Origin of the sequence: Microbacterium sp. UCD-TDU (genome assembly GCF_000340625.1) — a bacterium.
GTDB classification, from domain to species: domain Bacteria; phylum Actinomycetota; class Actinomycetes; order Actinomycetales; family Microbacteriaceae; genus Microbacterium; species Microbacterium maritypicum.
This window is the reverse complement of record NZ_KB454446.1, coordinates 1,052,899-1,078,098: the sequence shown is the minus strand read 5'-3', so window position 1 is coordinate 1,078,098 and position 25,200 is coordinate 1,052,899. Positions and strand designations below refer to the sequence as shown.

Annotated in this window: 25 protein-coding genes; 19 read left to right on the top strand and 6 right to left on the bottom strand. The window is 69.4% G+C overall.

Annotated elements, in window-relative coordinates:
* The first annotated feature begins 3 nt into the window (after positions 1–3).
* The 4 genes from D514_RS28070 to speB are packed head-to-tail and all read left to right on the top strand — an operon-like array spanning position 4 to position 5,622.
* Positions 4–1,341 carry an MFS transporter gene (locus D514_RS28070; protein ID WP_017829668.1) on the top strand — a complete coding sequence of 446 codons (1,338 nt, stop codon included), beginning with the start codon at positions 4–6 and terminating at the stop codon, positions 1,339–1,341.
* Positions 1,338–3,005 carry an amidohydrolase gene (locus D514_RS28065; protein ID WP_017829667.1) on the top strand — a complete coding sequence of 556 codons (1,668 nt, stop codon included), beginning with the start codon at positions 1,338–1,340 and terminating at the stop codon, positions 3,003–3,005. Before D514_RS28070 ends, D514_RS28065 begins: the two co-directional genes overlap by 4 nt.
* A 10-nt stretch (positions 3,006–3,015) precedes the next feature.
* Positions 3,016–4,617 (top strand): thiamine pyrophosphate-binding protein, encoded by a 1,602-nt coding sequence (locus tag D514_RS28060; protein ID WP_017829666.1) that lies wholly within the window; start codon positions 3,016–3,018, stop codon positions 4,615–4,617.
* A 48-nt stretch (positions 4,618–4,665) separates the two neighbouring features.
* Positions 4,666–5,622, top strand: a complete 957-nt coding sequence (speB, locus tag D514_RS28055) for an agmatinase (protein ID WP_017829665.1) — start codon at positions 4,666–4,668, stop codon at positions 5,620–5,622.
* Here speB and D514_RS28050 read toward each other — a convergent pair.
* Complete coding sequence (locus tag D514_RS28050) at positions 5,616–6,488, bottom strand: serine protein kinase RIO (RefSeq protein WP_017829664.1); 873 nt, start codon at positions 6,486–6,488, stop codon at positions 5,616–5,618. The genes speB and D514_RS28050 overlap by 7 nt on opposite strands.
* A gap of 188 nt (positions 6,489–6,676) precedes the next feature.
* Positions 6,677–7,798 carry a hypothetical protein gene (locus D514_RS28045; RefSeq protein WP_017829663.1) on the bottom strand — a complete coding sequence of 374 codons (1,122 nt, stop codon included), beginning with the start codon at positions 7,796–7,798 and terminating at the stop codon, positions 6,677–6,679.
* A gap of 114 nt (positions 7,799–7,912) precedes the next feature.
* On the opposite strand from D514_RS28045, the gene D514_RS28040 reads away from it, so the two are divergent.
* On the top strand, positions 7,913–9,109 hold the full coding sequence (locus tag D514_RS28040) for an MFS transporter (protein WP_017829662.1): 1,197 nt from the start codon (positions 7,913–7,915) through the stop codon (positions 9,107–9,109).
* Between the two features lie 13 nt (positions 9,110–9,122).
* Here the strand turns inward: D514_RS28040 and D514_RS38090 are convergent, their stop codons facing one another.
* Positions 9,123–10,040 carry a helix-turn-helix domain-containing protein gene (locus tag D514_RS38090; protein ID WP_017829661.1) on the bottom strand — a complete coding sequence of 306 codons (918 nt, stop codon included), beginning with the start codon at positions 10,038–10,040 and terminating at the stop codon, positions 9,123–9,125.
* Between the two features lie 153 nt (positions 10,041–10,193).
* Between D514_RS38090 and D514_RS28030 the strand changes: the two genes are divergently transcribed.
* Positions 10,194–10,655, top strand: coding sequence for a DUF3817 domain-containing protein (locus tag D514_RS28030; protein ID WP_017829660.1), 462 nt, complete (start codon positions 10,194–10,196; stop codon positions 10,653–10,655).
* Positions 10,656–10,685: 30 nt separating this feature from the next.
* Here the strand turns inward: D514_RS28030 and D514_RS28025 are convergent, their stop codons facing one another.
* Positions 10,686–11,348 (bottom strand): hypothetical protein, encoded by a 663-nt coding sequence (locus D514_RS28025; protein ID WP_017829659.1) that lies wholly within the window; start codon positions 11,346–11,348, stop codon positions 10,686–10,688.
* Positions 11,349–11,416: 68 nt separating this feature from the next.
* Positions 11,417–12,397: an NAD(P)/FAD-dependent oxidoreductase gene (locus D514_RS28020; RefSeq protein ID WP_051056560.1), complete on the bottom strand. Its 981-nt coding sequence runs from the start codon at positions 12,395–12,397 to the stop codon at positions 11,417–11,419.
* Between the two features lie 180 nt (positions 12,398–12,577).
* On the opposite strand from D514_RS28020, the gene D514_RS28015 reads away from it, so the two are divergent.
* Positions 12,578–12,988, top strand: coding sequence for a hypothetical protein (locus D514_RS28015; protein WP_017829657.1), 411 nt, complete (start codon positions 12,578–12,580; stop codon positions 12,986–12,988).
* 20 nt (positions 12,989–13,008) lie between these two features.
* Here D514_RS28015 and D514_RS28010 read toward each other — a convergent pair whose 3' ends face one another.
* Positions 13,009–13,809, bottom strand: a complete 801-nt coding sequence (locus tag D514_RS28010; RefSeq protein ID WP_017829656.1) for a MerR family transcriptional regulator — start codon at positions 13,807–13,809, stop codon at positions 13,009–13,011.
* Between the two features lie 82 nt (positions 13,810–13,891).
* Between D514_RS28010 and D514_RS28005 the strand changes: the two genes are divergently transcribed.
* The 12 genes from D514_RS28005 (at position 13,892) to D514_RS27955 (ending at position 25,120) form a co-directional block, all read left to right on the top strand.
* Positions 13,892–14,641 carry a phosphotransferase gene (locus D514_RS28005; protein ID WP_017829655.1) on the top strand — a complete coding sequence of 250 codons (750 nt, stop codon included), beginning with the start codon at positions 13,892–13,894 and terminating at the stop codon, positions 14,639–14,641.
* 111 nt (positions 14,642–14,752) lie between these two features.
* Positions 14,753–15,565, top strand: a complete 813-nt coding sequence (locus D514_RS39195; protein WP_051056559.1) for a DUF222 domain-containing protein — start codon at positions 14,753–14,755, stop codon at positions 15,563–15,565.
* Positions 15,562–16,035: an HNH endonuclease signature motif containing protein gene (locus tag D514_RS39190; protein WP_236610926.1), complete on the top strand. Its 474-nt coding sequence runs from the start codon at positions 15,562–15,564 to the stop codon at positions 16,033–16,035. The genes D514_RS39195 and D514_RS39190 overlap by 4 nt, the downstream gene beginning before the upstream one ends.
* Before the next feature lie 174 nt (positions 16,036–16,209).
* On the top strand, positions 16,210–18,075 hold the full coding sequence (dnaK, locus tag D514_RS27995) for a molecular chaperone DnaK (RefSeq protein ID WP_017829654.1): 1,866 nt from the start codon (positions 16,210–16,212) through the stop codon (positions 18,073–18,075).
* A gap of 2 nt (positions 18,076–18,077) precedes the next feature.
* Entirely contained in the window at positions 18,078–18,731 is a 654-nt protein-coding gene (locus D514_RS27990; RefSeq protein ID WP_017829653.1) for a nucleotide exchange factor GrpE, read from the top strand.
* Between the two features lie 7 nt (positions 18,732–18,738).
* Positions 18,739–19,722: a DnaJ C-terminal domain-containing protein gene (locus tag D514_RS27985; RefSeq protein WP_017829652.1), complete on the top strand. Its 984-nt coding sequence runs from the start codon at positions 18,739–18,741 to the stop codon at positions 19,720–19,722.
* Positions 19,723–19,762: 40 nt separating this feature from the next.
* Complete coding sequence (locus D514_RS27980; RefSeq protein ID WP_144053022.1) at positions 19,763–20,176, top strand: heat shock protein transcriptional repressor HspR; 414 nt, start codon at positions 19,763–19,765, stop codon at positions 20,174–20,176.
* A gap of 52 nt (positions 20,177–20,228) precedes the next feature.
* Positions 20,229–20,891, top strand: coding sequence for a GntR family transcriptional regulator (locus tag D514_RS27975; RefSeq protein WP_017829650.1), 663 nt, complete (start codon positions 20,229–20,231; stop codon positions 20,889–20,891).
* 120 nt (positions 20,892–21,011) lie between these two features.
* On the top strand, positions 21,012–21,980 hold the full coding sequence (locus D514_RS27970; protein ID WP_017829649.1) for a tripartite tricarboxylate transporter substrate binding protein: 969 nt from the start codon (positions 21,012–21,014) through the stop codon (positions 21,978–21,980).
* A 64-nt stretch (positions 21,981–22,044) separates the two neighbouring features.
* On the top strand, positions 22,045–22,602 hold the full coding sequence (locus D514_RS27965; protein WP_017829648.1) for a tripartite tricarboxylate transporter TctB family protein: 558 nt from the start codon (positions 22,045–22,047) through the stop codon (positions 22,600–22,602).
* Entirely contained in the window at positions 22,599–24,254 is a 1,656-nt protein-coding gene (locus D514_RS27960; protein WP_017829647.1) for a tripartite tricarboxylate transporter permease, read from the top strand. Before D514_RS27965 ends, D514_RS27960 begins: the two co-directional genes overlap by 4 nt.
* A complete protein-coding gene (locus tag D514_RS27955) occupies positions 24,251–25,120 on the top strand; it encodes a dihydrodipicolinate synthase family protein (RefSeq protein WP_017829646.1) in 870 nt (289 codons plus the stop codon). The genes D514_RS27960 and D514_RS27955 overlap by 4 nt, the downstream gene beginning before the upstream one ends.
* The last annotated feature ends 80 nt before the right edge of the window (positions 25,121–25,200 follow it).

Here is a 25,200-nt window from a genome sequence, read left to right as displayed (position 1 = left end):
CCCATGACCACTACCCCCACCAGCGGCACCCACAGCCGGGCGCGACGCGCCGGCATCGCCGCCTTCGTCGGTACCACCATCGAGTGGTACGACTTCTACGTCTACGCGACCGCCGCGGCGCTCGTCTTCGGTCCGCTGTTCTTCCCGAGCGGCGACCGGCTCGCCGAGACCGCAGCGGCCTTCGCGACCTTCGCGGTCGCCTTCCTCGTCCGCCCGCTGGGTGGCATCATTTTCGGCCACATCGGCGACAAGCTCGGTCGGCGTACGTCGCTGGTCATCACGCTGGTGATGATGGGCGCGGCCACGGTTCTCGTCGGCTGCCTGCCGACCTACGAGAACATCGGCATCCTCGCCCCGATCCTGCTGATCCTGCTCCGTGCGGTGCAGGGGCTCGCCGTCGGCGGCGAGTGGGGCGGTGCGGTGCTCATGAGCGTCGAGCACGCCCCCGAGAAGTCCAAGACCTTCTACGGCGGCTTCACGCAGCTCGGCAACCCGGCCGGCGCGCTGCTCGCCTCGGGCATCTTCGCGATCATGACCCGCATGGGCGACGACTTCATCATCAACGGCGGCTGGCGCATCCCGTTCCTGCTGTCGATCGTGCTGGTCGGCGTCGGCTTCTGGGTGCGTTACCGCGTCGAGGAGACGCCCGTCTTCGAGGCGAAGGTCGAGGGCCGCAAGCAGTCGATGCCGCTGGCCTTCGCGCTGCGCACCAACTGGCGTCCGATCCTCCTCGGCATCGGCATCCTGCCCATCTCGACCGGCGGCTACTACCTGGCCACCACCTTCGCCACGGCGTACGCCACCGGTGACACGGTCGCCATCAGCGAGCAGGTGATCCTGGACGCCATGACCATCGCCTCCTTCGTGGAGTTCGTGGTGACCCTCCCCGTCGCCTGGCTGGGCGACAAGTGGGGCCGCAAGAACGTCATGTACATCGGTCTGGTCACCTCGGTGCTGACCTTCGTGCCGTTCCTGCTGATCCTGCCGGGGCGGGTGGAACCCCTCATCTTCCTGTTCGCCTCGCTGGTGCGCATCGCGATGAGTGCGACGTACGCGCCGATCGCTGCTCTGCTCTCGCAGATGTTCCGCCCGCAGGCCCGCTACACCTCGATCGCGCTGTCGTACGGCGTCGGCGCGGCGGTCTGGGCCGGCTTCTCGCCCTGGTTCGCGACGCAGCTCATCGCCTGGACCGGAAGCATCTGGTCGGTCATCGCGATGTTCATCGGCATGGCCGTCATCGCCGGCATCTGCACGCGCCTCGCACCGCAGCACTCCGACGAGGCCCCCGTCACCGCCTCCTTCACCGCCCGCACCGACACGACCGCGAACAGGCTGCCATGAGAAAGCTCACCCCCTTCGACCGCTCGGCCCAGACGGCACCCGTCCTTCTGACCGCGCACGCGATCCACGCGGCCGATGCCGCGGCCACCACCGCCACGGCGATGCTGACCGATCGCGGGCGGATCCTCGCGATCGGCACCCCCGCCGAGTGCGAGGCGGCGGCCGAACGGGGTGGGCTCTCTCCGGAGCGCATCGACCTCGGCGACGGCGTCGTCGTCCCCGGCTTCGTCGACGCCCATGCGCATCCGCTCATGTTCGGGCAGATGATGAGCTGGGTCGACTGCGGTCCGGAGAAGGCCGGCAGCATCCCCGAGATCGTGGCCCTGCTGAAGGCGGCGGCCGCCGACCTCCCCGAGGGGCGCCCCGTGCGCGGCTATGGCTACGAGCAGCGCAACCTCGCCGAGAAGCGGCACCCCACCCGCTTCGAGCTCGACGAGGTCGCGGCCGATCGCGAGGTGTACCTCATGAACGCGTCGGGTCACGGCGGCGTCGTGAACTCGCACACCCTCACCGTCAACGGCGTCGACCGGGACACCCCGAACCCCGACGGCGGCGAGTTCTTCCGCGACGCGGAGGGCGAGCTGACCGGAGAACTGTCGGATGCCGCGTGCAACATCCTCACGGGTGTGCACGGCGTGAAGATCGGTCACCACGGTCCGAACTTCCACCTGGCCGATGAGCCGGAGGAGCACCTGCGCCAGCTGGATGCGGCGACGCAGCGCTTCCTCGCAGGCGGGGTCACCTCGATCGGCGACGCCCAGGTGACTCGTCGGGAGTTCGACATGTACCTGCGCCTGGCCGAGGCCGGACGCCTGGAACTGCGCGTGTCGATGTACCTGCTCTCGCACCTGCTCGACGAGGCCCTCGAGATGGGACTCGTCGGCCAGTTCGGCAACGCCCACCTGAGCTTCGCGGGCATCAAGTTCTACGCCGACGGCACGCTCGGCGGCTGGACCGCTTACTTCCCCGACGGCTACGTAGGCGACCCCTGCCGCACCGGCCAGCTCTACCACGAGCCCGCGGAGTACGCCGGCCTCATCCGCAAGGCGCATGCCGCCGGTCTCCAGACCGCCACGCACGCGCAGTCGCCCACCGCGATCGAGATGGTCGTGTCGGCGATCGAGGCCGCGCTCGCCGAGCATCCGGATGCCGACGCCCGGCACCGCATCGAGCACTGCGGGCTGCCGACGCCCGAGCAGATCGAGCGGATGGCCGCCTCGGGCATCCGCCCCGTCAATCAGACCCAGCACTACTTCAACTGGGGCGAGGGCGTCGAGGAGGCCATCGGCACTCCGGGCGAGCGCTTCAACCCGCTGGGCGAGTTCGAGCGTGCGGGCGTGCCCTTCACGATCTCCTCCGACGCGCCGGTCGCCGAGCCCATCCCGCTCGAGGCCATCCAGACCGCCGTCACCCGCGTCACCCGCCGCGGGCACAAGCTCGGCCCCGACGACCTGCGCGTCTCCGCGCTCGCAGCCCTGCGCGCCCACACGATCGAGGGCGCCGTGTCGATCGGCCGCGAAGACGACCTCGGCTCGCTCGAGGTCGGCAAGTACGCCGACTTCGCGGTGCTCTCCGGCGACCCGCTGGCTGTTCCCGCCGAGGAGATCTCGGCGATCACGGTGCGCGAGACCTGGGTCGACGGCGTTCGCCGTCACCGGGTGTGAGGATGATCCGATGAACTCCGAGCAGTACACCGACACCGCCGGCCGCGCGGTGCTGGAGACGATCCGCGCCTACGGCGTGACCGCGATCTTCGGCATTCCCGGCACCCACAACCTCGAGCTCTACCGGCCCCTCGCCGACCTCGGCATCCGCGCGGTGACGAACCGCCACGAGCAGGGATCCGGTTACGGTGCCGACGGCTGGGCGCAGCAGACGGGTCTGCCCGGCGTCGTCATCACGACGTCGGGCCCCGGTCTGCAGAATGCGATGAGCGCGATCGGCACGGCGTTCTGCGAGTCGCGACCGCTCATCGTCCTCTCGCCCGGTGTGCCGCTCGGCGCGGAATTCGCCGACGTGGGCACGCTGCACGAGACGAAGGATGCCACGGCCATGGTCGGCGCGATCGCCGAGTGGTCGCGCCGCGTGACCAGCGCCGCCGAGGCGGTCGATGCCGTGCACGATGCGTTCGCCCTGTTCCGCACCGGTCGCCCTCGTCCCGTGCACATCGAGATCCCCCTCGACGTGCTGGAGGCGCCGGCCGGGGTTCCCGCCGAGGCGCGGCGGCCGCGTCCGGTCCCCGCGCGGGCCTCCGGCGATCCGCAGGCGCTGGCCGTGGCCGCACGCCTGTTGGTCGGCGCGAAGACCCCGGTGATCGTCGCTGGCGGCGGAGCGGTGGATGCCGCGCACGAGGTCACGGTCGTCGCCGAGCGCCTCGGCGCGCCGGTGCTGACGACCCTCAACGGCAAGGGCGTGGTGGATGAGCGGCATCCGCTCGCGCTCGGCTCGAACCTGCGCCTGGCCGCGGCGCGCGCGGTCGCGGAGGACGCGGACGTGCTGCTCGTGGTCGGCTCGAAGCTCGGTGAGGCCGAGCTCTGGGCACCGCGACTCGAGGCGCGAGGATCCGTGATCCGCATCGACATCTCGCCGGCACAGCGCGACAAGAACCTCGCAGCGACGGTCGGGATCGCCGGCGACGCGGCCGCCGTGCTGGAGGCGCTCCTCGCGGCCCTCCCCGCCGAGACCCGCCCGCCGCGTGAGCTGACCGCAGAACGCGCCGCGATCGCCGCCGAGATGCGGGAGACCGCCCCCGAGACGGTCGCGCTGGCCGAGATCATCGCCGGCGCCCTGCCCGACGACGCGATCGTCGCCGGCGACTCGTCCCAGATCGTCTACATGGCGCTGGGCAGCGTGCTGGCGTCGGCGCATCCGCACTCCCTGCTCTACACCCCCACCTACGCGACCCTCGGCTACGGCCTGCCCGCGGCGATCGGCGCACGGGTCGCGCAGACCGAGCATCCGGTCGTGACCGTGATCGGCGACGGCGCGCTGATGTTCTGCGTGAACGAGCTGGTCACGGCGATCGAGCAGCGTCTCGACCTCACGATCGTGTGCGTCGACAACGGCGGCTACGCCGAGATCCGGCAGAACGAGCTCGACAGGGGGATGACCCCGATCGGCGTCGACCTGGTGCAGCCCGACTGGGCGGCCCTCGCCACGGCCTTCGGCGCGACCGGGCGGCGTGTGGAGAACCGCGATGACATCGCCTCCAGCATCCGCGCCGCGATCGCCGACGGGGGAGTGCAGCTGGTGCACCTCCCGCAGAACGCCCTCTGACCTCCCGCCGCGGGCACCCTCCCGCACCCCGACGAACAGGAACGAGCAATGACCGAGAACGTGGGCCCCATCGACGCGTCCGTGAACCCCCGCTACTCCGGCATCGCCACCTTCGCGCGCCTGCCGCGGATCGAAGACGTGCCGCGCGCCGACATCGCCGTCGTCGGCATCCCCTTCGACTCCGGCGTGAGCTACCGGCCGGGCACGCGGTTCGGTCCGTCGCATGTGCGCGAGTCGTCGCGACTGCTGCGCCCGTACAACCCCGCGCAGGACGTGTCGCCGTTCGCGATCGCGCAGGTGGTGGATGCCGGTGACATCCCGGTCAACCCGTTCGACCTCACCGAGGCCGTGAGCGAGGTCGAGCGCGCGGCACTGGCCCTCGGCGAGCAGGTGCAGCGCATCGTCACGATCGGTGGCGACCACACCGTCGCGCTGCCGCTGCTGCGGGCTGTCGCCGCGAAGCACGGTCCGGTCGCTGTGCTGCATTTCGATGCCCACCTCGACACGTGGGACACCTATTTCGGAGCTCCCATCACGCACGGCACACCCTTCCGTCGCGCGAGCGAGGAGGGTCTGATCGACCTCACCGCGAGCTGCCACGTCGGCACCCGCGGACCCCTGTACTCGAAGCAGGACCTCGAAGACGACGAGCGCCTGGGCTTCTCCATCGTGTCGAGCGAGTACATCGAGGAGCACGGCGTGGAGGCCGGCATCGCCCGCATCCTGCAGCGCATCGGCGACAAGCCGCTGTACGTGTCGATCGACATCGACGTGCTCGACCCCGCCCACGCGCCCGGCACCGGCACCCCCGAGGCGGGCGGGTTGACCAGCCGCGAACTGCTGCGGATCCTGCGCGCCCTGTCCTCGCAGAACATCGTCGGCGCGGATGTGGTCGAGGTCTCGCCCGCCTACGACCACGCGCAGATGACCGGCATCGCCGCGAGCCACGTGGTCTACGAGCTCGTGTGCCTGCTGGCAGCCCGCGTGGGGTCTGACTCTCAGTAAAGGGCGGCGACGAGCTCGGCGAACAGCTCCTCGGCGTCGCATTCGACACGGCGCCGGGTGAACCAGTCGCAGATGTTCACGCAGTCGCGATGCAGCAGATCGAGCCCCTGCGGATTCGCGATGATGTCGACGATCTGCGGCAGGTCGATCACGCGCACCCGCCCCTCGTGCACGAGCAGGTTGTAGGCCGAGAGGTCGCCGTGGGCGAACCCCGCCGCCGCGAAGATGCGCATCAGGTCGACGACCTGCGCGTAGAACCCCTGCAGCTCGGTGCGCCAGCCGCGGGTCTGGGCGAGGCGGGGGGCGGCCGTGCCGTCGGCGTCGCCGAGGAACTCCATCAGCACCTCGGTGCCGTTGACCTGCACGGGATACGGCACCGGGGCCCCGAGCTTCCACATCCGACACAGCGCCGTGAACTCGGCGAACGACCACTGCGCGGCGGCCACCTCCCGGCCGTGGTCGGACTTCTTGGCAAGGGCGCGCGCGTCACGGGTGTTCCGGGTGCTGCGCCCCTCTGTGTAGACGGATGAGCGGTGGAAGCTGCGATGCTCCGCGCTGCGATAGCGCTTCGCCGCGAGGAGGGTGTGCCGGCGCGGGTCTCCCGGCACGGCGCGTTCGAGCAGGAACACGTCGGCCTCCTTGCCGGTCTTGAGGATTCCGCGCTCGGTGTCGAGTGCGCCGGCCGAGGTCACCACCCATGCCGGCCACGGCTCGGGGCCGCGCTCGGACGGGGTGATCGCCGGCCACGTGGACCAGCGCTGGCCCTCGCCGGGGTCGACGTCGGCGAAGGCGAGCTCGGTTTCGAGGGAATCGAACGAGGGTGCGTCGAAGGACGCGGCTTCCGAGGAAGTGAAGGGATCAGACAAGATGTGGCTCCGGGAGCAGGAGGCCACACCAGGATCAGGAGCGGGTGGCCTCGAGGGGAAGGTGGTCGGCGGAGAGCGCGACAAAGACGGTGTTCATGTCCTCGGCTCCTTCCGCTCGGGCTTCCCGGGCCGGTCCCGGTGCGTCGTCGAGCCTAGGGCGTCGATGCACCTCTGTCCAGAGGCGGGGGTCAGCCTCCGAGGGGTGGGGTGAGGCGGACGAGCACGCCGTCGCCCTCGCCGCCGGTCGCGACCACCCACGACCCACCAGACCACGCGGCCGCGTTCGCGCCGCACAGGAACGGCAGCGGATGCTGTCCGGCGGCGTCGCCGAGGCGGAGGGCGTCGTCGCGGCGGAGGATGTCACCGTTCGAGGTCCCGGCGCAGTCCAGGCGGCGTTCGATCGCCGTCCGCGCGTCAGGGGAGCCGCCGACGATCACGCCGTGCACGTCGCTCTGCTCCGGCTCTCCGCCCCACCACAGGGCCGTGCCGTCGGGGGCGACGGCGACGAGGGGGTGCTCGGCGACCTGCCGATCCCGACTCAGCTCCGTGCCGTCGGCCGCGAGCACGATCCGTGCGGAGGGGGTCGCCAGATACACCCGTCCCGCGCTGTCGACGTCGATGCCGATCGGCGGGACGCCGGGTCGAGCGCTCGGCGCCTCGCCGAGGGCGATCGGGCCGCTGTGCAGCAGGGTCCGCGTCCCGCTGTCGAGGTCCACGCGCAGCACCTCGTAGTCCAGGTAGGCGTCGGGAGGGCGCGGCTGGTAGCGCACCACGATGGCGTCGCCGTCGTGCACGGCCACATCGCCGAACTCGAAGTCCCCGTAGTCGAAGTCGCCCTCGTCTCCCACGACATCGCCCGGCAGGTCCCGCATCGTCATGGTGGTGGTGTCGAGCACCGAGATCATCGGCATCACGTGGGCGCGGTCGCCCTGCAGCACGACGAGCTCGGTGGCCGAGAGCGGAGCCATCGCCGCGATCCGCGAGGCCGGGTCGCCGGGATCGGTGTCGAACCGCGTGAGGGTCTCGCCATCGGCGCCGACGTGCAGCCACGATCCGGAAGAAGTGGCCCAGAAACCGCCTGCGCCGTCGGCCGACAGCACGTGCATCCCGTACGACAGGTCGGTCGGGGGCCCGGCGGGGGCGGCCTCCGGTCCGGAACCGACGAAGGAGCTCTGGAACGAGATCGGTTCGAGAGCCCAGTCGTCCGGGCCGGCGGCGCGCTGCCCGGTGCATCCGGAGGTGAGCACGACCGCCGCGACGGCGGCGGCAGCGCGCAGCAGGCGTGCCCGTCTCCGTCTCCGATCCCGCATGCTGACACTCTGCAAGCTCGGGCTGAGAACCGACCGGGAGCGCGTCGGACGAATGGTCGGATGCCGCGGACGACCGGTCGGGCGACGGCCTCCGGGGGCTGCGAACGTGGAACCATGACCACGACAGCGCCCGTTCCCACCATGCCGCCCTCCGCGGCGTCCCGCATCCGCTACGGCGGACTCATCGTGCTGATGCTGATGGGCTTCCTGCTGGTCACGGCCGAGTTCCTCCCCAACGGCGTGCTCACCGAGATGGCCGACGGACTGGGGGTCACTCCTGGTCAGGCCGGACAGACCGTGACCGTGACCGCGCTGGTCGGACTCATCGTCGCGCCGACCGTCGGACTCATGTTCCCGCGGCTGGATCGGCGGTCGCTGCTGGTGTGGATGGCGCTCGCCGCCGCCGTGTCGAACCTGATCGTGGCGATCGCGCCGAACCTGATCATCGTGCTGCTGGCGCGGTTCCTGCTGGGCGCCGCCATCAGTGCCTTCTGGGCGATGTCGATCACGGTCGCGGCGCGCCTGGCGGGACCGGAGAATCTCGGACGCGGTGTGATGTTCACCTCCGCGGGCGTGTCACTGGCGACCGTGGCCGGCGTGCCGCTGGGCGTCATGCTGAGCGAACTCGTCGACTGGCGGACGGTCTTCGCCATCGCGGGCGTGCTGATGGTGGTGCTCGCGGTGGTGCTGCGGTTCGCTCTGCCGTCGGTGCCGGCAGAGCGGGCGTCGAGCCTGCGTCTGCTCGTCGACACGCTGCGCCGCCCCGGCATCGGTCTCGGCATGGTCGGCCACGTGCTCGTCGTGCTCGGGCACTTCCTCGCCTACACGTACGTGCGGCTCGCGCTGGACCGGATCCCCGAGGTCGAGGCCTCGACCATCGTCGTGCTGCTCGCGCTGTTCGGCGTCGGCGGCCTCCTCGGCAACATCACGATCGGTCTCGTGATCGACCGCACGTTCGCCTTCTTCGCAGTGTTCGCGCCGCTCGTGATCGCCGTGTCCGTGATGTCGATGATCCTGTTCTCCGGATCGATCGTGGGTGTCGGCATCGTCGTGCTGGTGTGGGGCTTCTTCTTCTCGTCCTGGCTGATCGTGGCGAACACGTGGGTCGGGCACCGGATGCCGGATCGGCTCGAGGCCGGCGGCAGTCTCGTCGTCGTGGGGTTCCAGGGGGCGATCACCCTCGCGGCCGGCATTGGCGGACTGCTCGTGGACACCCTGAACGTCGAGCTGGTCTACGTGATCGGCGCGATCGCGCTGCTCGCCGGCGCGGTGCTGTTCGGCGCGTCCAACCGCGTCAGCAGCAGGGCCTGAAAGGCCGCGATCCTCAGGCCGAGATCGGCGTGCGGTTCGCCAGACGCCACGACGAGGGAGTCTGTCCGGTGCGGCGGCGGAAAGCCCGGCTGAACCCCTCGTCGGAGGCGTAGCCCAGCTCGCGGGAGACGTCCGAGACGCTTCGCCCGGCCTCGAGCATCCGCTTGGCCGCGTCGACGCGCACCTCGGTGACGTAGTCGGCGGGGGAGCGGCCGACGGTGCTGCGGAACCGTTCGGCGAAGGTCGAGCGCGACATGGCGCCGATGCCGGCGAGGCGCTCGACCGTCCAGTCCCGGCCCGGTTCCTCGCGGATGGCGTCGACGACGCGGTCGAGGAACGGGTCGTTCGAGAGCGAGGGCCAGCCCGTCGGGGCGCAGCCGTTGGCAGCCCAGGCGCGGATGACCGACAGCAGCACGGTCGTCGCCATCATGCGGCAGATGATGGGGTCGCCCTGGCGGGCGGGCATCGCCGTGTCGCCGAGCACGCCCATGTTCAGCGCCAGGGCGGCGGCGGCCGGCTCCACGGCGTCGAATCCGGTGACGGTGAGGAACGGCGGCAGCAGGGCGGGCAACGGCGAGGCCGCATCGGCGAGCTCGATGTCGGCGATCATCAGGCTCGTGTCATCCTGCGCTTCGAGCACGAACGGCGACCGGCCGAGGGTCAGGAACGCGTCGCCAGCCACGAGCCGGTCATGACGCGCCTTCGTGTCGACCCTGAGTCGCTGCGAGTCGGGGTCGACGTCGAGGCGGCAGCCGTCTCCGAGCGGAGGATGCCCCTCTACAGCGCCCTCGGCGATGTAGACCAGGGTGATGGTGTCGGCGGGGATCGGCAGCAGTGCTCCCGCAGCTACCGAGGTGCGGCGGCCGATGCCGACGCGCAGGTCGACCGCACCGAGCACGTTCGAGAGCGCGTCTGCATCCACTGTCACCATGCCTTCGGCAACGTCGTCGAGCGGCGTGCTATTCCGCCGCCGCCCCCGTCGAGGCGCGAAACGGGTCGCGTCGTGCCGACGGACTCAACCATTCGATTGATTCGAAGGGGGTGACCGCCGGATACGGTGGAGGGACACCACCCGAGGAGTACCGTGTTCCGCACCCCCGACCGACTGTTCCGAGTTCTCGCGATCGCGGAGGCGATCACCTGGACGATCCTGATCGCCGCGATCATCGCCCGCGCCGTCGGTGCCCCCGGGGTCGTGGTGACCGTGGGTGGAGGCATCCACGGGTTCATCTTCCTGAGCTACGCGGCGACGGCGATCCTGGTCGCGCTGAACCAGCGCTGGCACGTCGGTGTGGGTGTTCTCGCCGTCGCCAGCGCCGTCATCCCCTACGCGACGATCCCGACCGAGATCTGGCTGCACCGCACCGGGCGGCTCACCGGGGCCTGGCGTCTCGAGGCGACCGACGACCCGCGCGATCGCCGCTGGTACGACCGGCTGATGCGGTGGTTCCTGCAGCGGCCGTGGGTTCTCGCGCTGCTTCTGGTCGTCGGCATCGTCGCGCTGTACGTCATCCTGCTGCTGGTGGGTCCTCCCGGCGGCAAGTGACGCCCGGCGGGGTCTGCTCCCTCGCCGGGTTCAGGGCGTGACGACGACCGCGTTCTCCTCGTTGATCGCAGCCAGCGTCGCCTCCGCATCCGCGGCGGTGCAGTCCACGACCACCGACAGGCCCACCCCGGTCTGCGTGAACGCACGCGCGGCCATGAGCCAGGTGCGGCTGCCGTCCACGCCGACCACCTGGCGCGTCTCGACGCCTCCGCTGCCGCCCGCCATGTAGCTGAACTCGCCGGTCGTGGCGAGAGGGGTGACCTCGCTGGTTGGGGTCTGCAGCAGCACACCGAGGATCGCGTCGGACGAGGCGCTGTCGTCTCCGGCGACCACGGGAACGTCTGTCGTGTATCCCTGCCAGAACCGCGCCGTGCAGGTGCCGTCGACCGTGCCGTACGTCCAGCCGCCGTTGCCGTCGTCGGGCGAGACGATCTTCCAGCCCTCGTCGACCACGAGCCCGTCGCCCCATTCGATGTAGGTGTCGCTCGCGAGGTCGAGGCCTTCGGCGAAGGTCAGGGTCGAGCCGGACCGCTCGTCGCTCGGCGCATCGGTCTCCGGGCTCGACGAGGGGGCGCCGGTGGGTGACCCCGCCGGGATCTGCGCGTACAGGCATCCGCTCAGTGACAGCACGGCCACAGCGGCGATCGCGGTGCTGGCCAGGCGCAGGGGGATCGAGGAGGAGGTGCGCGTCATGCCGGTCAGCCTAGTCCCGGACCGTCGTCGTCTCCGGTCCGGTCCACGGTTCCACCCAGGTCGACTGATCAGTGGGCGCTGACGACCCCGATCGAGTCGTGCACGATGACCGTCGCGACCCGAGCGCCGGCACCCGCCGCGACGATGAGCTGCTGCGGACCGGGTGTCGCGGCGTCGCCGGCGGCGTAGAGCCCCGGCACATCGGTGCGACCCGAGCGGTCCGTGCGCAGATGCCCGGCGTGATCCAGCGTGGGCGCGATCCCGTCGAGGAACGTCAGCGCGTTCTCCCACTCGGGGCGCACGAAACCGCCGTCGACCGCGACTGATGTGCCGTCGGCCAGACGGATGGCGTCGAGGCCTCCCCGCTCACCCACGAGCTCGACGATCGGCTCGCGACGCACGTCGATGCCGGAGGCGGCGAGCTCCGCCTCCTCGTCCGCGGTCACGACGTCCGCGCCGTGCGTGAACACGGTGAGGCTCTCGGTCCAGCGTCCGATGAGTCGCGCGCGGTCGGCGATGTCGGGCGTCTCACCGATCAGGGCGAGGCGGCGGCCCTGCAGCTCCCACGCATCGCAGGTGGCGCAGCTGAACAGACTCATGCCGTAGAAGCCGCGCAGGTTCGGGACATCGGGGAGTGTCTCACGCAGCCCGGTGGCCAGCAGCACCGCTCTGGCCGTGACGGTGGTCTCGGCATCCCTCCGGCCGATGTCCGCCGCGAACACGCGTCGATCCCCCTGTGGGCCCGCACCCTCTCCATCGGTCTGTCGAAGGGCGGTGACGCGCGTCCGCGATCGCACCTCCACGTTCGGATAGGCCGCGAGCTCTTCTCTGGCGAGGCGCCGCAGCTCGTGCGGCGGGATGCCGTCGCGGGTCAGGAACCCGTGCGATCGCAGCGTCGCCGCGTTGCGCGGACGATCGGCGTCGATCACCAGCACGCGTGCGAGCGCACGGCCGAGGTTGAGGGCGGCGGAGAGACCGGCCGGTCCGCCGCCCACGATGAGCACGTCGTAGTCGGCACGCTCGTTCATGTCCGCCATCGGTGATGTCATCCGCACGGTCCTTCCGAGAAAGGGGCGGATCCATCGCGCGGCGTCTGCCGGGGCGACACCGCCGGGCGGCCGCTAAGGCTCGCCTTACTCTCATTTTGCCACTGTTCGACGCTGTCTCGGTCGGTTCGACGGTGTCTCGGGCGCCCGAGGCCAGGGGCCCGTGCTCGCTAGGATCCCCCTATGCGGCTCCGTGCCATCGACCTCGTCGACGTCCTGATGTACCTGATCGTGCTCGGCACGTTCAGTCAGCTGTTCCCCGCGGTCATCTCCGAGACGTTCCTGCTGTCGCTTCTGACGGCGATCCTCCTGAAGATCGTCCTCGAGGCCGTCGTCTGGGTGAAGGGGAGGGCGATCGCCCACATCCGATCCGACGGCACGGCGGCCCGGCGAGCGGTCGGCGTCGTCGTGCTGCTGCTGATCCTCCCCGGCAGCAAGTTCCTCGTGCTGGAGCTGGTGGACGTCGTGTTCGGAGATGCCGTCCAACTCGGCGGGTTCTTCCTGGTGACCCTGCTGATCGTCGTCCTGATGCTCGCGCGCGGCGCCGCGCGACGACTCCTCTCGCCAGTGCCGACCGTCGAGAGCGCCGCCTGAGCGCGAAGGGCTCGGTGCGCTCAGCTGCGACGGACGGGCTGCTGCAGCTCGGTGACCCAATCGGACTGGTCCTCGGAGACCGCGCGCACATACAGCTCGCGGCACGGGCCGTCGTGCACCAGACCGCGCGCGAAGATCTCGGTGTGGATCGCGTGCCAGCTCTCGGCGATGTGCTCCATCGATCCGAGATGGATGCCGCACACGGCCTCCGTCGCGCCGGGGAGCTCGACGATCTCGACGCCGTCACGCGCGGGGCCGCTGTACACGTAGCCCGCGATGACCTGCAGTCCGTCGTCGAGCGTCTCGTACTGGGCGATCGGGGTGGTCAGGGAGTGCGTGTCGCCGATGATCTCGGCCACGGCGTCGAAGGCGAGCCCGACCACTCCGGCGACGGCCGGCTGGTCGGCCACGACCGTGCGGATGGCAGCGAGGCGCACGGCGGGGAGGGGCTTGTCGATGATCTCGATCTGGGACATGTGCTTCTCTCTCTCGATGAGGTGGAGACGCCTCTCCACGTCGACGAGTCTCTCCGCGGCGATCCGATGCTCCTGCTCGACCTCTGCGCGACGGATCCTCAGCAGGGCGGCGATGCGTTCGGCATCGACGCCGCGTTCGAGGATCGCCGAGACATCATCGAGACCGAAACCCAGCTGGCGCAGGGCGACGATCCGGTGCAGCCGTTCCAGCTGCGAGGGATCGTAGGAGCGGTATCCGGTGAACTCGTCCACGTGGGCGGGCTCGAGCAGGCCGGCCGTGTCCCAATGCCGGAGCATCCGGTGGGTCACCTGGCCGATCTGCGCGAACGCTCCGATGGACAACATGTCTCAGTTCTCCCGTCTGCCACTGTGTCAGAGTCAAGTATCGCGTCGGGAGGTGGAGGCCTCGGCGCGCTAGCGTCGACGGATGAGCGAAGAGGTACTGGCGGGCGGGAACGCGAGCGGCACCGTGATGCGGCTCGGCGAGACGGTGCGAAAGTCGTGGTCGGAGGCGACCCCGAGCGTCACCCGCTTCGTGCGGGCATTGCGGGCAGCGGGCGTCGATGTGCCGGAGCCGCGAGGGCGGGATGAGCAGGGTCGGCAGGTCGTCGAATTCGTGCCGGGCACACCGGCGATCGAGAGAATGCCACTGGACGCCGACGAGCTGCGACGAGTCGGTTCGATGATCCGCGAGATCCATGACGCCGGCGCCCTCTATACGCCGGAGGCCGATGCCGTGTGGCGGACAGCGATCCCCGCGCCCGCCGCCGAGCTCGTCTGTCACAACGACCTCGCCCCCTGGAACCTCATCACCGGCGACCGCTGGGTCTTCATCGACTGGGACGCCGCAGCCCCGAGCACTCGCCTGTGGGACCTCGCCTACGCGGCCCAGGCGTTCGCGCTGTCCGGCGGTGAACGCGATCCGGAGAGTGCGGCTCGGGATCTCGCCGCCATCGTCGACGGATACCGCGCGGACGACGTCATGCGCCGTGATCTGCCTCAGGCGATGGAGGAGCGGACGGCGGCGATGCTCGCACTGCTCGAAGGGGCGCACGCGACCGGCGACGAGCCGTGGGCGTCGATGTACGCGAACGGTCACGGCGAACATTGGGCGAAGGCGCTGGCATTCGTGCGAGAGCATCGGGCGCGGTGGGCGCGGTCGCTCGGCGGGGTCTGAGCTCGGCCGCTCGGGCGGTGGGCCGCGCGCGGCGCGAGAACATGCCGGTATATCGTTTTTCTGCCCTGATCTGGGCCTTTGAATGTCGGTGGCCCCTGGTTCGCTGAAGGCATGACGGCACTGGCGGATGCGACTCTCGAGCAGACGGATGCGCTCGCTGCGCTCACCGAGATGCTCGTCGAGGTCGAGCGCACGATCAGCAGTCTGCAGGCCGCGCGCGACGGCATCCTTGCTGTGGGGTCGCGTCTCGCACTCGAAGTCGCTGAGCAGGCGGAGCATCCCGATCAGGGGGAGATGTCGGCGCGCACCGTCGCTGCGGAGTTCGCCGCAGCCCTGCGGGTGAGCGATCGGACGGTGCAGCGGCGGATGGCGGATGCGGCGTGGGTCGTAGAGCGCTTCCCGATGGTCTGGGAAGCGCAGGGCGCCGGTCGTATCAGCGCGGCGCACGCCCGCGTCGTGTGCGAAGCGGGCGAGCACCTCGACGATGCGGCGAGCCGCGATGCCTATGCGACGCAGATGATCGTCTTCGCCGAGACCGAGTCTCCCGCCCGTGTCGGCCGCATGGCGCGGCGGGTGGCCGAGCGGTTCCAGGCGCGGTCGATCGAGGAGCGGCATCTCGTCGCGCGGGAGAAGAGAGCCGTGTGGGTGAAAGACGTCGGCGACGGGATGACACAGCTCGGGGTGCTCGGTCCCTCGGCGCTCGTCCACGGTGCCTTGGATCGCCTGACGCAGATGGCCGAGGCGATGCAGGAGCCCGCGTCCCAGGAGCCCGAGTCCGAGGAGCCCGATCGGCGCACGATCGCGCAGCTCCGCGCCGATCTCGCCCTCGACCTGCTCCTCACCGGTACCCCGTCGGGCACGACGGCTCGGAGGGCTCCCTCGCGGCGATCCGCGGAACGGTGTCGATCACGGTTCCCGTCATGACCCTGATCGCGGGCGACGCGACACCGGCCGAGCTGAACGGCCGCACCCCGATCGACCCCATGACCGCCCGCCGGTTCGCCGGTGCGGCATCCGGGTGGGACCGTATCCTCACCCACCCCATCACCGGAGCGGTCCTCGCGGTCGACCGCTATCGGCCGGGTTCGGATCTGAGGAGACATCTTCGTGCCAGGGATCAGCGCTGCAGATTCCCCACCTGCGGGTACCCGTCGACCGACTGCGACATCGATCATCATCGCGACGCCGTGCTCGGTGGTTCCACCGTCGAGTCGAACCTCGGCCATCTGTGTCGACGCCATCATGTGCTCAAGCACCATTCGCCCTGGGCGGTCGAGCCCCGGGGTGGTGGCCTCTACGCCTGGACCAGCCCGACCGGCAGGATCTACATCGACCGGCCGCCTCCCCAGAACACCGTCACCTTCACCGAGGATCCCGAGGTCGCCCCGTTCTGAGGCGCGTCGCCGTGCACCCGGAACGGCGCCGACTCTCAAAGTTGAGCCAATTCATATCAAGTTCATTTGACTCCTCCTCGACCCCTGGGTACACTTGAGTCATCGCGACTCAGGTTTTCCTGATCGCCGCAGATTTTCCGAACCACAACGAACTTCCAACAAAGGAGAGAACACATGGCACGTGCTGTCGGTATCGACCTCGGAACCACCAACTCCGTCGTCAGCGTCCTCGAGGGTGGCGAGCCCAAGGTCATCGCCAACGCCGAGGGCTTCCGCACGACCCCCTCGGTCGTGGCCTTCACCAAGGACGGGGAGGTGCTCGTCGGTGAGACCGCGAAGCGCCAGGCCGTCACCAACGTCGATCGGACGATCGCTTCCGTCAAGCGCCACATGGGCACCGACTGGAGCTTCGACGTCGACGGCAAGAAGTGGACGCCGCAGGAGATCTCCGCGCGCATCCTCATGAAGCTCAAGCGCGACGCCGAGGCGTACCTGGGCGACACGGTGACCGACGCGGTCATCACCGTCCCCGCGTACTTCAACGACGCCGAGCGTCAGGCCACCAAGGAGGCCGGCGAGATCTCGGGCCTCAACGTGCTGCGCATCATCAACGAGCCGACCGCGGCCGCGCTCGCCTACGGCCTCGACAAGGGCAAGGAAGACGAGCTCATCCTGGTCTTCGACCTGGGTGGCGGAACGTTCGACGTCTCGCTGCTCGAGGTGGGCAAGGACGACGACTTCTCCACGATCCAGGTGCGCTCGACCGCCGGTGACAACCGTCTCGGTGGAGACGACTGGGACCAGCGTCTCGTCGACTACCTGATCAAGCAGTTCAAGGAGACCACGGGCGTCGACGTCTCGGGTGACAAGATCGCCCTGCAGCGTCTCAAGGAGGCTGCGGAGCAGGCGAAGAAGGAGCTCTCCTCCTCGACCTCGACGAGCATCAACCTGCCCTACCTGTCTCTGACCGAGTCGGGCCCGGTGTCGCTTTCCGAGACCATCACCCGCGCGAAGTTCGAGGACCTCACGAAGGACCTTCTCGACCGCACCAAGAAGCCGTTCGAGGACGTCATCCGCGAAGCCGGCATCAAGGTGTCCGAGATCGACCACATCGTGCTCGTCGGTGGATCCACGCGTATGCCTGCGGTCGCCGACCTCGTCAAGCGCGAGACCGGCAAGGACGCGAACAAGGGCGTCAACCCGGATGAGGTCGTCGCCGTCGGCGCCGCCCTCCAGGCCGGTGTCCTCAAGGGTGAGCGCAAGGACGTTCTCCTTATCGACGTCACCCCGCTGAGCCTCGGTATCGAGACCAAGGGCGGCATGATGACCAAGCTCATCGAGCGCAACACGGCCATCCCGACCAAGCGCAGCGAGACCTTCACCACGGCAGACGACAACCAGCCGTCCGTCGCGATCCAGGTCTTCCAGGGCGAGCGTGACTTCACGCGCGACAACAAGCCGCTCGGCACGTTCGAGCTGACCGGTATCGCTCCGGCTCCCCGCGGCATCCCGCAGATCGAGGTCACCTTCGACATCGACGCCAACGGCATCGTGCACGTGTCCGCCAAGGACAAGGGCACCGGCACCGAGAAGTCGATCGTCATCTCCGGCGGCTCGTCGCTGTCGAAGGAAGACATCGAGCGCATGGTGCGCGAGGCCGAGGAGCACGCTGCTGAGGACAAGGCGCGCCGCGAGGCCGCAGAGGTCCGCAACCAGGCCGAGACGCTCGCGTACTCGATCGACAAGCTGATCACCGAGAACGACGACAAGCTGCCCGAAGACGTGAAGACCGAGGTCAAGGCCGACGTCGACGCGCTCAAGACGGCGCTGGCCGGCGAAGACGACGAGGCCGTGAAGACCGCGTTCGACAAGCTCAACCAGTCGCAGTCCAAGCTCGGCGAGGCCATCTACGCCTCCTCGCAGGCGGATGCCGCTGCCGGCGCTTCGGCTGACGGCGAGGCCCCGGCCGGTGACGCTCCCTCCTCCGAGGAAGACGTCATCGACGCCGAGGTCGTCGACGACGAGGACGAGAAGAAGTAATCATGACGGACAAGAACTTCGACGAGAACCAGTTTCCTGAGTCCGCCGAAGGTCGCAGCGAGGGGTCGGATGCTCAGGCATCCGGCCCCGTGCCGCAGAACCCGGACTCCACCGAGGCGAAGGCCGCCGAGGGGGCGGACGAGACTCCTGATGACGGCGCCGACGACCTCACGGTCGACGACATCCTCGGTGCCACGCAGACCGGCGAGGCCGCGGCGGAAGACGCCGTGCTCGCCGACCTCGAGTCCACGCTGCTGAACGACCTCAAGCGCCTTCAGGCCGAGTACGCGAACTACCGTCGCCGCACCGAAGAGCAGCGGCAGGTCGAGATCGAACGAGCGAAGGGCGAGGCCGCCAAGGGCCTGGTCCCCGTGCTCGATGACCTCGACCGCGCGGCTCAGCACGGTGATCTGGTGGAGGGCACGCCCTTCGCCGTGATCGCCGACAAGGTGCGCGCGGTCGTGGAGCGTCTCGGAGTGGTCGCGTACGGCGCGAAGGGCGAGGAATTCGACCCGCAGCGCCACGAGGCCATCTTCCAGCAGCCGACCCCCGGCGCCGAGAAGACCACGATCCTCGAGGTCGTCGAGGTGGGCTACCGCCTCGGAGACGTCGAGCTGCGCCCCGCGAAGGTCGTCGTCGCTGTCCCTGCGGAGTAGGTGATCGATGGCCAGCCAGGATTGGTTCGACAAGGACTTCTACAAGACCCTCGGGGTCTCCAAGGACGTCAGTGATGCGGATCTGAAGAAGACGTATCGCAAGCTCGCGCGGAAGTACCACCCGGACTCCAATCAGGGTGATGCCAAAGCCGAAGCGAAGTTCAAGGAGATCAGCGAGGCCTACTCGGTTCTCTCCGACACCGAACAGCGCAAGGAATACGACGAGATCCGCGCCATGGGATCCGGCGCTCGCTTCACGGCGAGCGGTGCGGGTGCCGGCGGCTTCGAAGACGTGTTCAGCCGGTTCGGACAGCAGGGCCGCGGACAGACGGCGGACTTCGAGGACATCTTCGCGATGTTCAACCAGGGGCAGGGCGCGAGCTTCGGTAACGGACGCTTCGGGCAGCCGAGCGGCGGATACCGCGGCTTCGGCGGCCCGCAGCGCGGAGCCGACGTCACGGCCCGCACCACGCTCGACTTCGTCACCGCCGTGCAGGGCGAGACCATCTCCCTGCAGGGCGAAGACGGCAAGCCGTTCAAGGTGAAGATCCCCGCGGGGGTCGCCGACGGACAGAAGATCCGCCTCCGCGGGCGCGGTCGTCCTTCGCCCGATGGCGGGGAGAGCGGCGACATCGTCGTGCAGATCGCGGTGCGCCCGCACCCGGTCTTCACGCGTGACGGACTCAACCTGCGCGTCGTGGTGCCTGTGACGTTCACCGAGGCGACTCTCGGTGCGACCATCGAGGTCCCGACCCTCGGCGGCGACGTGGTCAAGCTCCGCGTCGCACCCGGTACCCCCTCCGGGCGGGTGCTGCGGGTCAAGGGCCGAGGGGTTGCGACGTCGAAGGGCACGGGCGACCTCCTCGCCGAGCTCCAGGTCGCGGTGCCGACGCACCTCGACGACGCCGCGCGTGCGGCTCTGGAGAAGTTCCAGGAACTCGAGCCCGACGAGAACCCGCGGGCCGAGCTGATGGCGAAGGCGCGGCGATGACCGATCGTCGAAGCGGGCGCCGGGGGCGGAGGCGTTCATGATGAATGCTGACACCCCGGTGTTCGCGATCGCGGCCGCCGCCGAGCTCTCCGGGCTCCACCCCCAGACGCTGCGGCAGTACGACCGCATCGGGCTCGTCGTCCCCGGACGCACTTCCGGCGGTTCGCGTCGGTACTCCCCCCGGAACATCGAGCAGCTGCGCGAGGTCGCCCAGCTCTCTTCCGAGGGCGTGAGCCTCCCCGCGATCGCCCGTCTGCTCGACCTCGAAGACGAGAACAGGGCGCTGCGCAACCGCATCGCCGTGCTCGAGAACGCCCTGCGCACCGAGCGCGAGAGCCGCCCCGGAGTGCGCGTGTTCGCCGCGGGGTCCGCCGGTGTCGTACCCATGCCGACCGGACGACGCCTGCGCCGCTCGACCGAGGTCGTGCTCTGGGACCCGCGCGGGAGCGCCTAGGTCAGAGCTCCGTCACGGTGTGTATCCTGTCAACTGTTAACAGGAGGTCACCATGACGCAGACCGTCACGCGCGGAGAATCCCTCGGCGCCCAGGTGGCGCGGGTGCTCCGCCAGCGCATCGTGCGCGGCGAGCTCGCCCCCGGCGCGCGCATCACCGAAGAGGCGCTCGCCGAGGAGTTCTCGGTCAGCCGAGGACCGGTTCGCGATGCCCTCACCCAGCTGAGCTTCGAGAAGCTCGTCGAGGTGCAGCGTCCTCGCGGGGTCTACATCGTGGGGCTCACTCACGACGATGTCGATCAGCTGTACAGCCTGCGCGGTGCTCTCGAACAGCTCGCCCTCTCGCGCGCCATGCGTGTCGACGACGAGGCGCGCTGGGCGGCGATGGCTGCGGCCGTCGGGCGCATGGGCGAGGCCGCGGATGCCGGTGACCACGCTGCTTTCGTGGCGGCCGACCTCGAGTTCCATTCGCAGATCTACGCGCTCGCCGACCATCCACGCCTCGAGGGGGCGTGGAATCAGTACCTCCCGACGTTCACGGCGCTCCTCGAGGTCACGATCAACCACGACGAAGACCTGCACGAGTCGTCGGACGATCACGTCAAGCTCATGGACGTGATGCGCAGCGGTACGCCGACGCAGGCGGCCAAGGTGCTGTCGGAGCACCTCGACGGCGCCCGCGAGCGCATGCTGAGCGAGATCGCCACCCGCGCCTGAGCCCGGCGGGCATCTGCCCGCCGGGGGAGGCGCGAACGTTCGTCAGTGTTGACTGTTAACAGTCAACACTGCTACGGTCGGGGAGTCGACAACAAGGTCGACCCACGTAGAGGAGCAAAGATGCCCCGCAAGCGCATCACCCGGGCGGCTGCCGCGATCGCCGCCCTCGCAGCCACCGCTCTCATCGTCTCGGCCTGCACCAAGGTCGAAGAGGGCGAGGAAGCCGGATCGGCGTTCCCCGAGAACGACATCCGACTCATCATCCAGGCCAACCCCGGCGGAGGATCCGACCTCTCGTCGCGCGCGCTCGCCACGGAGCTCGAGAAGATCCTCGGCGTCAGCGTCATCCCGGAGAACATGCCCGGTGCTGCCGGCGCCCTCGCGATGGAGTACGTGGGCGCGCAGGATGCCGACGGCTACGTCATCGGATTCGCACCCGTCGAGATCGCGATGCTGAACACCACGCAGAGCGCGAACGTGCTGCCGGACGACTTCGACCTGCTCGGCCAGATCATGCTCGCCCCCGGGGTCGTCACGGTCGGCGCGAACAGCGGCATCGAGACGCTCGAAGACCTCGTCGCCCAGGCGAAGTCCGGCGCCGTCACGGTCGCCAACTCCGGTGCCGGCTCCATCTGGGAGGCGGCGACCCTCGGACTCGGTGCCGCGACCGACGCCGACTTCACTCCGGTCCCCTACGACGGCGGAGCGACAGCCGTCGCTGCAGCCGCATCCGGTGAGACCGTCGCGGCCGTCTCCGGCCTCGGCGAGGCCCTGGCACAGGGCGAGGCCGTGCGCATCCTCGCCGTCATGAACGACGAGCGTCACCCCGACGCGGAAGACGTCGAGACGGTCGAAGAGGCCATCGGCGAAGACGTGGTCTTCGGTGGCTGGGGCGGCATCTACGCCCCCAAGGGTCTGCCCGACGAGGTGAAGTCGACGCTCGAGGCCGCGGTCAAGGAAGCCGTTGAGTCCGACGGATACCAGAAGTTCCAGGCCGATGCCGGAAACCTCGTCGTGTACCGCGACTCCGCCGAATGGACGACATTCGTCGACGAGCAGTTCGACCTCTTCAAGGATCTCCTGGGCTGAGAACACTGCGGGGCCGGTGCAGACCGGCCCCGCAGCCGTTCCCCTTCGACGAAGGAGAAGGAGCATGATGTCCACCCCCGACACCGCTGCAGAACCGGCGGGCCGCGACGAATCCGCCGGTGACGAGTACGAGGGCGCGCCCGCGTCGCGAACCCTCGAGATCGTGTTCGCCGTCGTCGCCCTGGCGTTCACCGCCGGCTACCTCTTCCTCTCGACGCAGATCCCGCTGCGCCGTGAGGCCGCCCCCGGGCAGATCGACGCCCGCTTCTGGCCGCTCGTGATCGGGGTCACCGGAGTCGTCGTCGCCATCGCGCTGCTCGCCGTCGCGATCACCCGCCCGGCGCCCACCCGCGAAGACCTCGAACGCATCCAGCCCGGCGGCTACCTCCGCGTCATCGCCACGCTCGCGATCACCGGCGCCTTCATCGTGCTGTGGTCGCTGGGCTCGGTCATCCTCTTCGGCTACCGCATCGAGGTCTTCCCGATCGCCGCAGCTCTGTTGATGGCCTCCCTCATGCTCCTCTACGGCCACCGCCGCTGGCTGAGCCTGATCATCTACTCCGCCTCCGTCACGGCGTTCGTCTACGTCGTGTTCGGGATGCTCCTGAGGATCCCCCTGTGAACGCGCTCATGGAGGGGCTGAACTCGCTCCTCGACATCTCGATCCTGCTCTACATGCTCGTCGGCCTCGTGCTCGGCTTCATGGTCGGCGCCTTTCCCGGCATCACCGCGACCATGGCGGTCGCGCTCGCCGCCGGCTTCACGATGACCCTCGAGCCCGTGCAGGGTCTCGCGGTGCTGCTGACGATCTACGTCGCCGCGAACTTCGGCGATCGGGTGCCCTCGATCCTCATCAACACCCCCGGCACTCCCGCGTCCATCGCGACGACGCTCGACGGCTATCCCATGGCCAAACAGGGGCGGGCCGGTCTCGCCCTGACGATCTCCGCGATCGTCTCGGCCGTCGGCATCCTCGCCTCACTCGTGCTCTTCGCGGTCGCGGCCGTGCCGATCGCCAGCTTCGCCCGTGACTACTTCAAATCCCCCGAACTGTTCGCCCTGGTGGTCTTCGGCATCTCGATCATGATCGGCATCTCGTCGAAGTCGATGCTCAAGGGCATCCTCGCCGGGCTCTTCGGCCTCATGCTCGGCAGCGTCGGCACGTATGCGGCGACGGCCGATCAGCGCTTCACCTTCGGAGTGCTCGAACTCGTCGAGGGCGTGAACTTCATCGCCGTGATCATCGGACTCTTCGGCATCGCCGAGCTGTTCGACCAGCTGCTCACGCACCGCAGGTCGAACGTGCGGCCCATCTCGAGCCTCGGCCGCTGGTGGCCGAACCGTGCCGAGCTGAAGCAGAGCGGTCGGGCCACGGCGGTCGGCGGTGCGGTCGGACTCGGCGTCGGGCTCATCCCCGCGGCCGGCGGCGACATCGCGGGACTCATCGGGTGGGAGCGGGCGCGCAAGGCGTCGAAGCACCCCGAGATGTTCGGCAAGGGATCGATCGAGGGCGTCGCTGCCTCCGACACCGCCTCGAGCGCCACGCTCGGCGGCTCGCTCACCACGACCATGGCGCTGGGCATCCCCGGCGACTCCGTGATGGCCGTGATGATCGGTTCGATGATCATCTGGGGCATCACGCCCGGGCCGACGCTGTTCACGAACCGCCCCGACCTGGTCGTGTCGATCGTGGGAATCATGCTGATCGCGACGATCCTGTCGCTCGTGCTGAGCCTGATCCGCATGAAGGGCATGGTCAAGCTGCTCGACGTGCCGCAGCCGTATCTGTGGAGCGGCATCCTGATCTTCTGCATCATCGGCACGTACGCCACCTCGAACAGCCTCTCCACGGTCGTCACGATGCTCGTCTTCGGTGTGATCGGAGTGATGCTCAAGCGCATGCAGGTGCCGGCGGGCCCCGTGGTGCTCGGGCTCCTGCTCGGACCCCTCGCGGAGGAGAACCTCGCCCGGACGCTGGCGATCCTGCCCACGCGTCCGTTCTTCGAGGTCGTCAGCCCCATCGCGCTCGTGCTCCTCGCCCTGGCCGTGCTCTCGATCGTGATGCCGGCGATCCGTGCCGCCCGTCGTCCCCGTGCCGAGCGCGCCTCGCTCGCGGACTCGATCCTGCACGACGACAGCATCCAGCAGATCGAGAAGGCGCACGACGAGCTCGCCGCGCAGCCGGACCTGCTCACCTCCACCGTCCGCAACATCGACGCTCCGCGGCGTCGTTCCCGCAAGCCCCGCAAGAACTCCGAGGAGACCGAGAAGTGACCCGCTATGACATCCTGACCGCCGTGCCCACCGCGTTCCACCGCGACGGCGCCCTCGACATCGAGGGTTCGCGTGCGATCTTCCGATTCGTCGCCGACTCGGGGAACGAGGGAGCATTCGTGCTCGGCACCACGGGGGAGTTCCCCGCGGTGGATGCCGAGGAGTTCGCGGCCATCGTCGACGCGGCGCTCGCCGAGCTGCAGGGACGGATGCGCGTCGTCGTGCACGTCGGCCGCCCCAGCACCTTCGAGGCTGTGCGGCTGACCCGCATCGCCCGCGAACTGGGGGCCGTGGAGTTCGCCGCACTGACGCCGTACTACCTGCGCGCCACCGACGACGCGATCTTCGACTACTACCGCGCAGTGTCGGATGCCGTCGGCGACGGTCGCCTGTACGTGTACATCTACCCGGCTCGCAGCGGCAATCCGGTCTCGCCGGAGCTTCTGGTGCGGCTCGCCGAGCTGCCCAACGTCGTCGGTGCCAAGATCAGCGAGCTCTCGCTCGACGACATCGCCGCGTACCGGGCCGTCGTGCCCGCCGACTTCGACCTCTACACCGGTGCCGACCGCGACTTGATCGCCGCCGTCGAGGTGGGCGCGCAGGGCGTCGTCTCCGGGGTGTCGTCGGTCACGCCGAAGCCCTTCCGCGCACTCGCAGATGCGGGTCGAGCGGGAGACGCGGCGGCCATCGTCGCCGCCCAGGCCGCCGTCGACGACGTCGTCGCACTCATCGGAGGCGACATGGCGCGCATGAAGGAGGCGTACCGCGTGCTCGACGTCGTCGACACGCACTGCCGCATGGCCATCGCCGAGCCGACCGCCGCCGAGCGCACCGCCGTCGCCGAGGTGGTCGCCGCGCACCGGTGACCCGGTCACAGGAGATGGAAATGTCGCCTTCCTAGCGTGGAAGCAGGGAACGACCCTGCTCCGCGCCTGGCGCGCGGGTG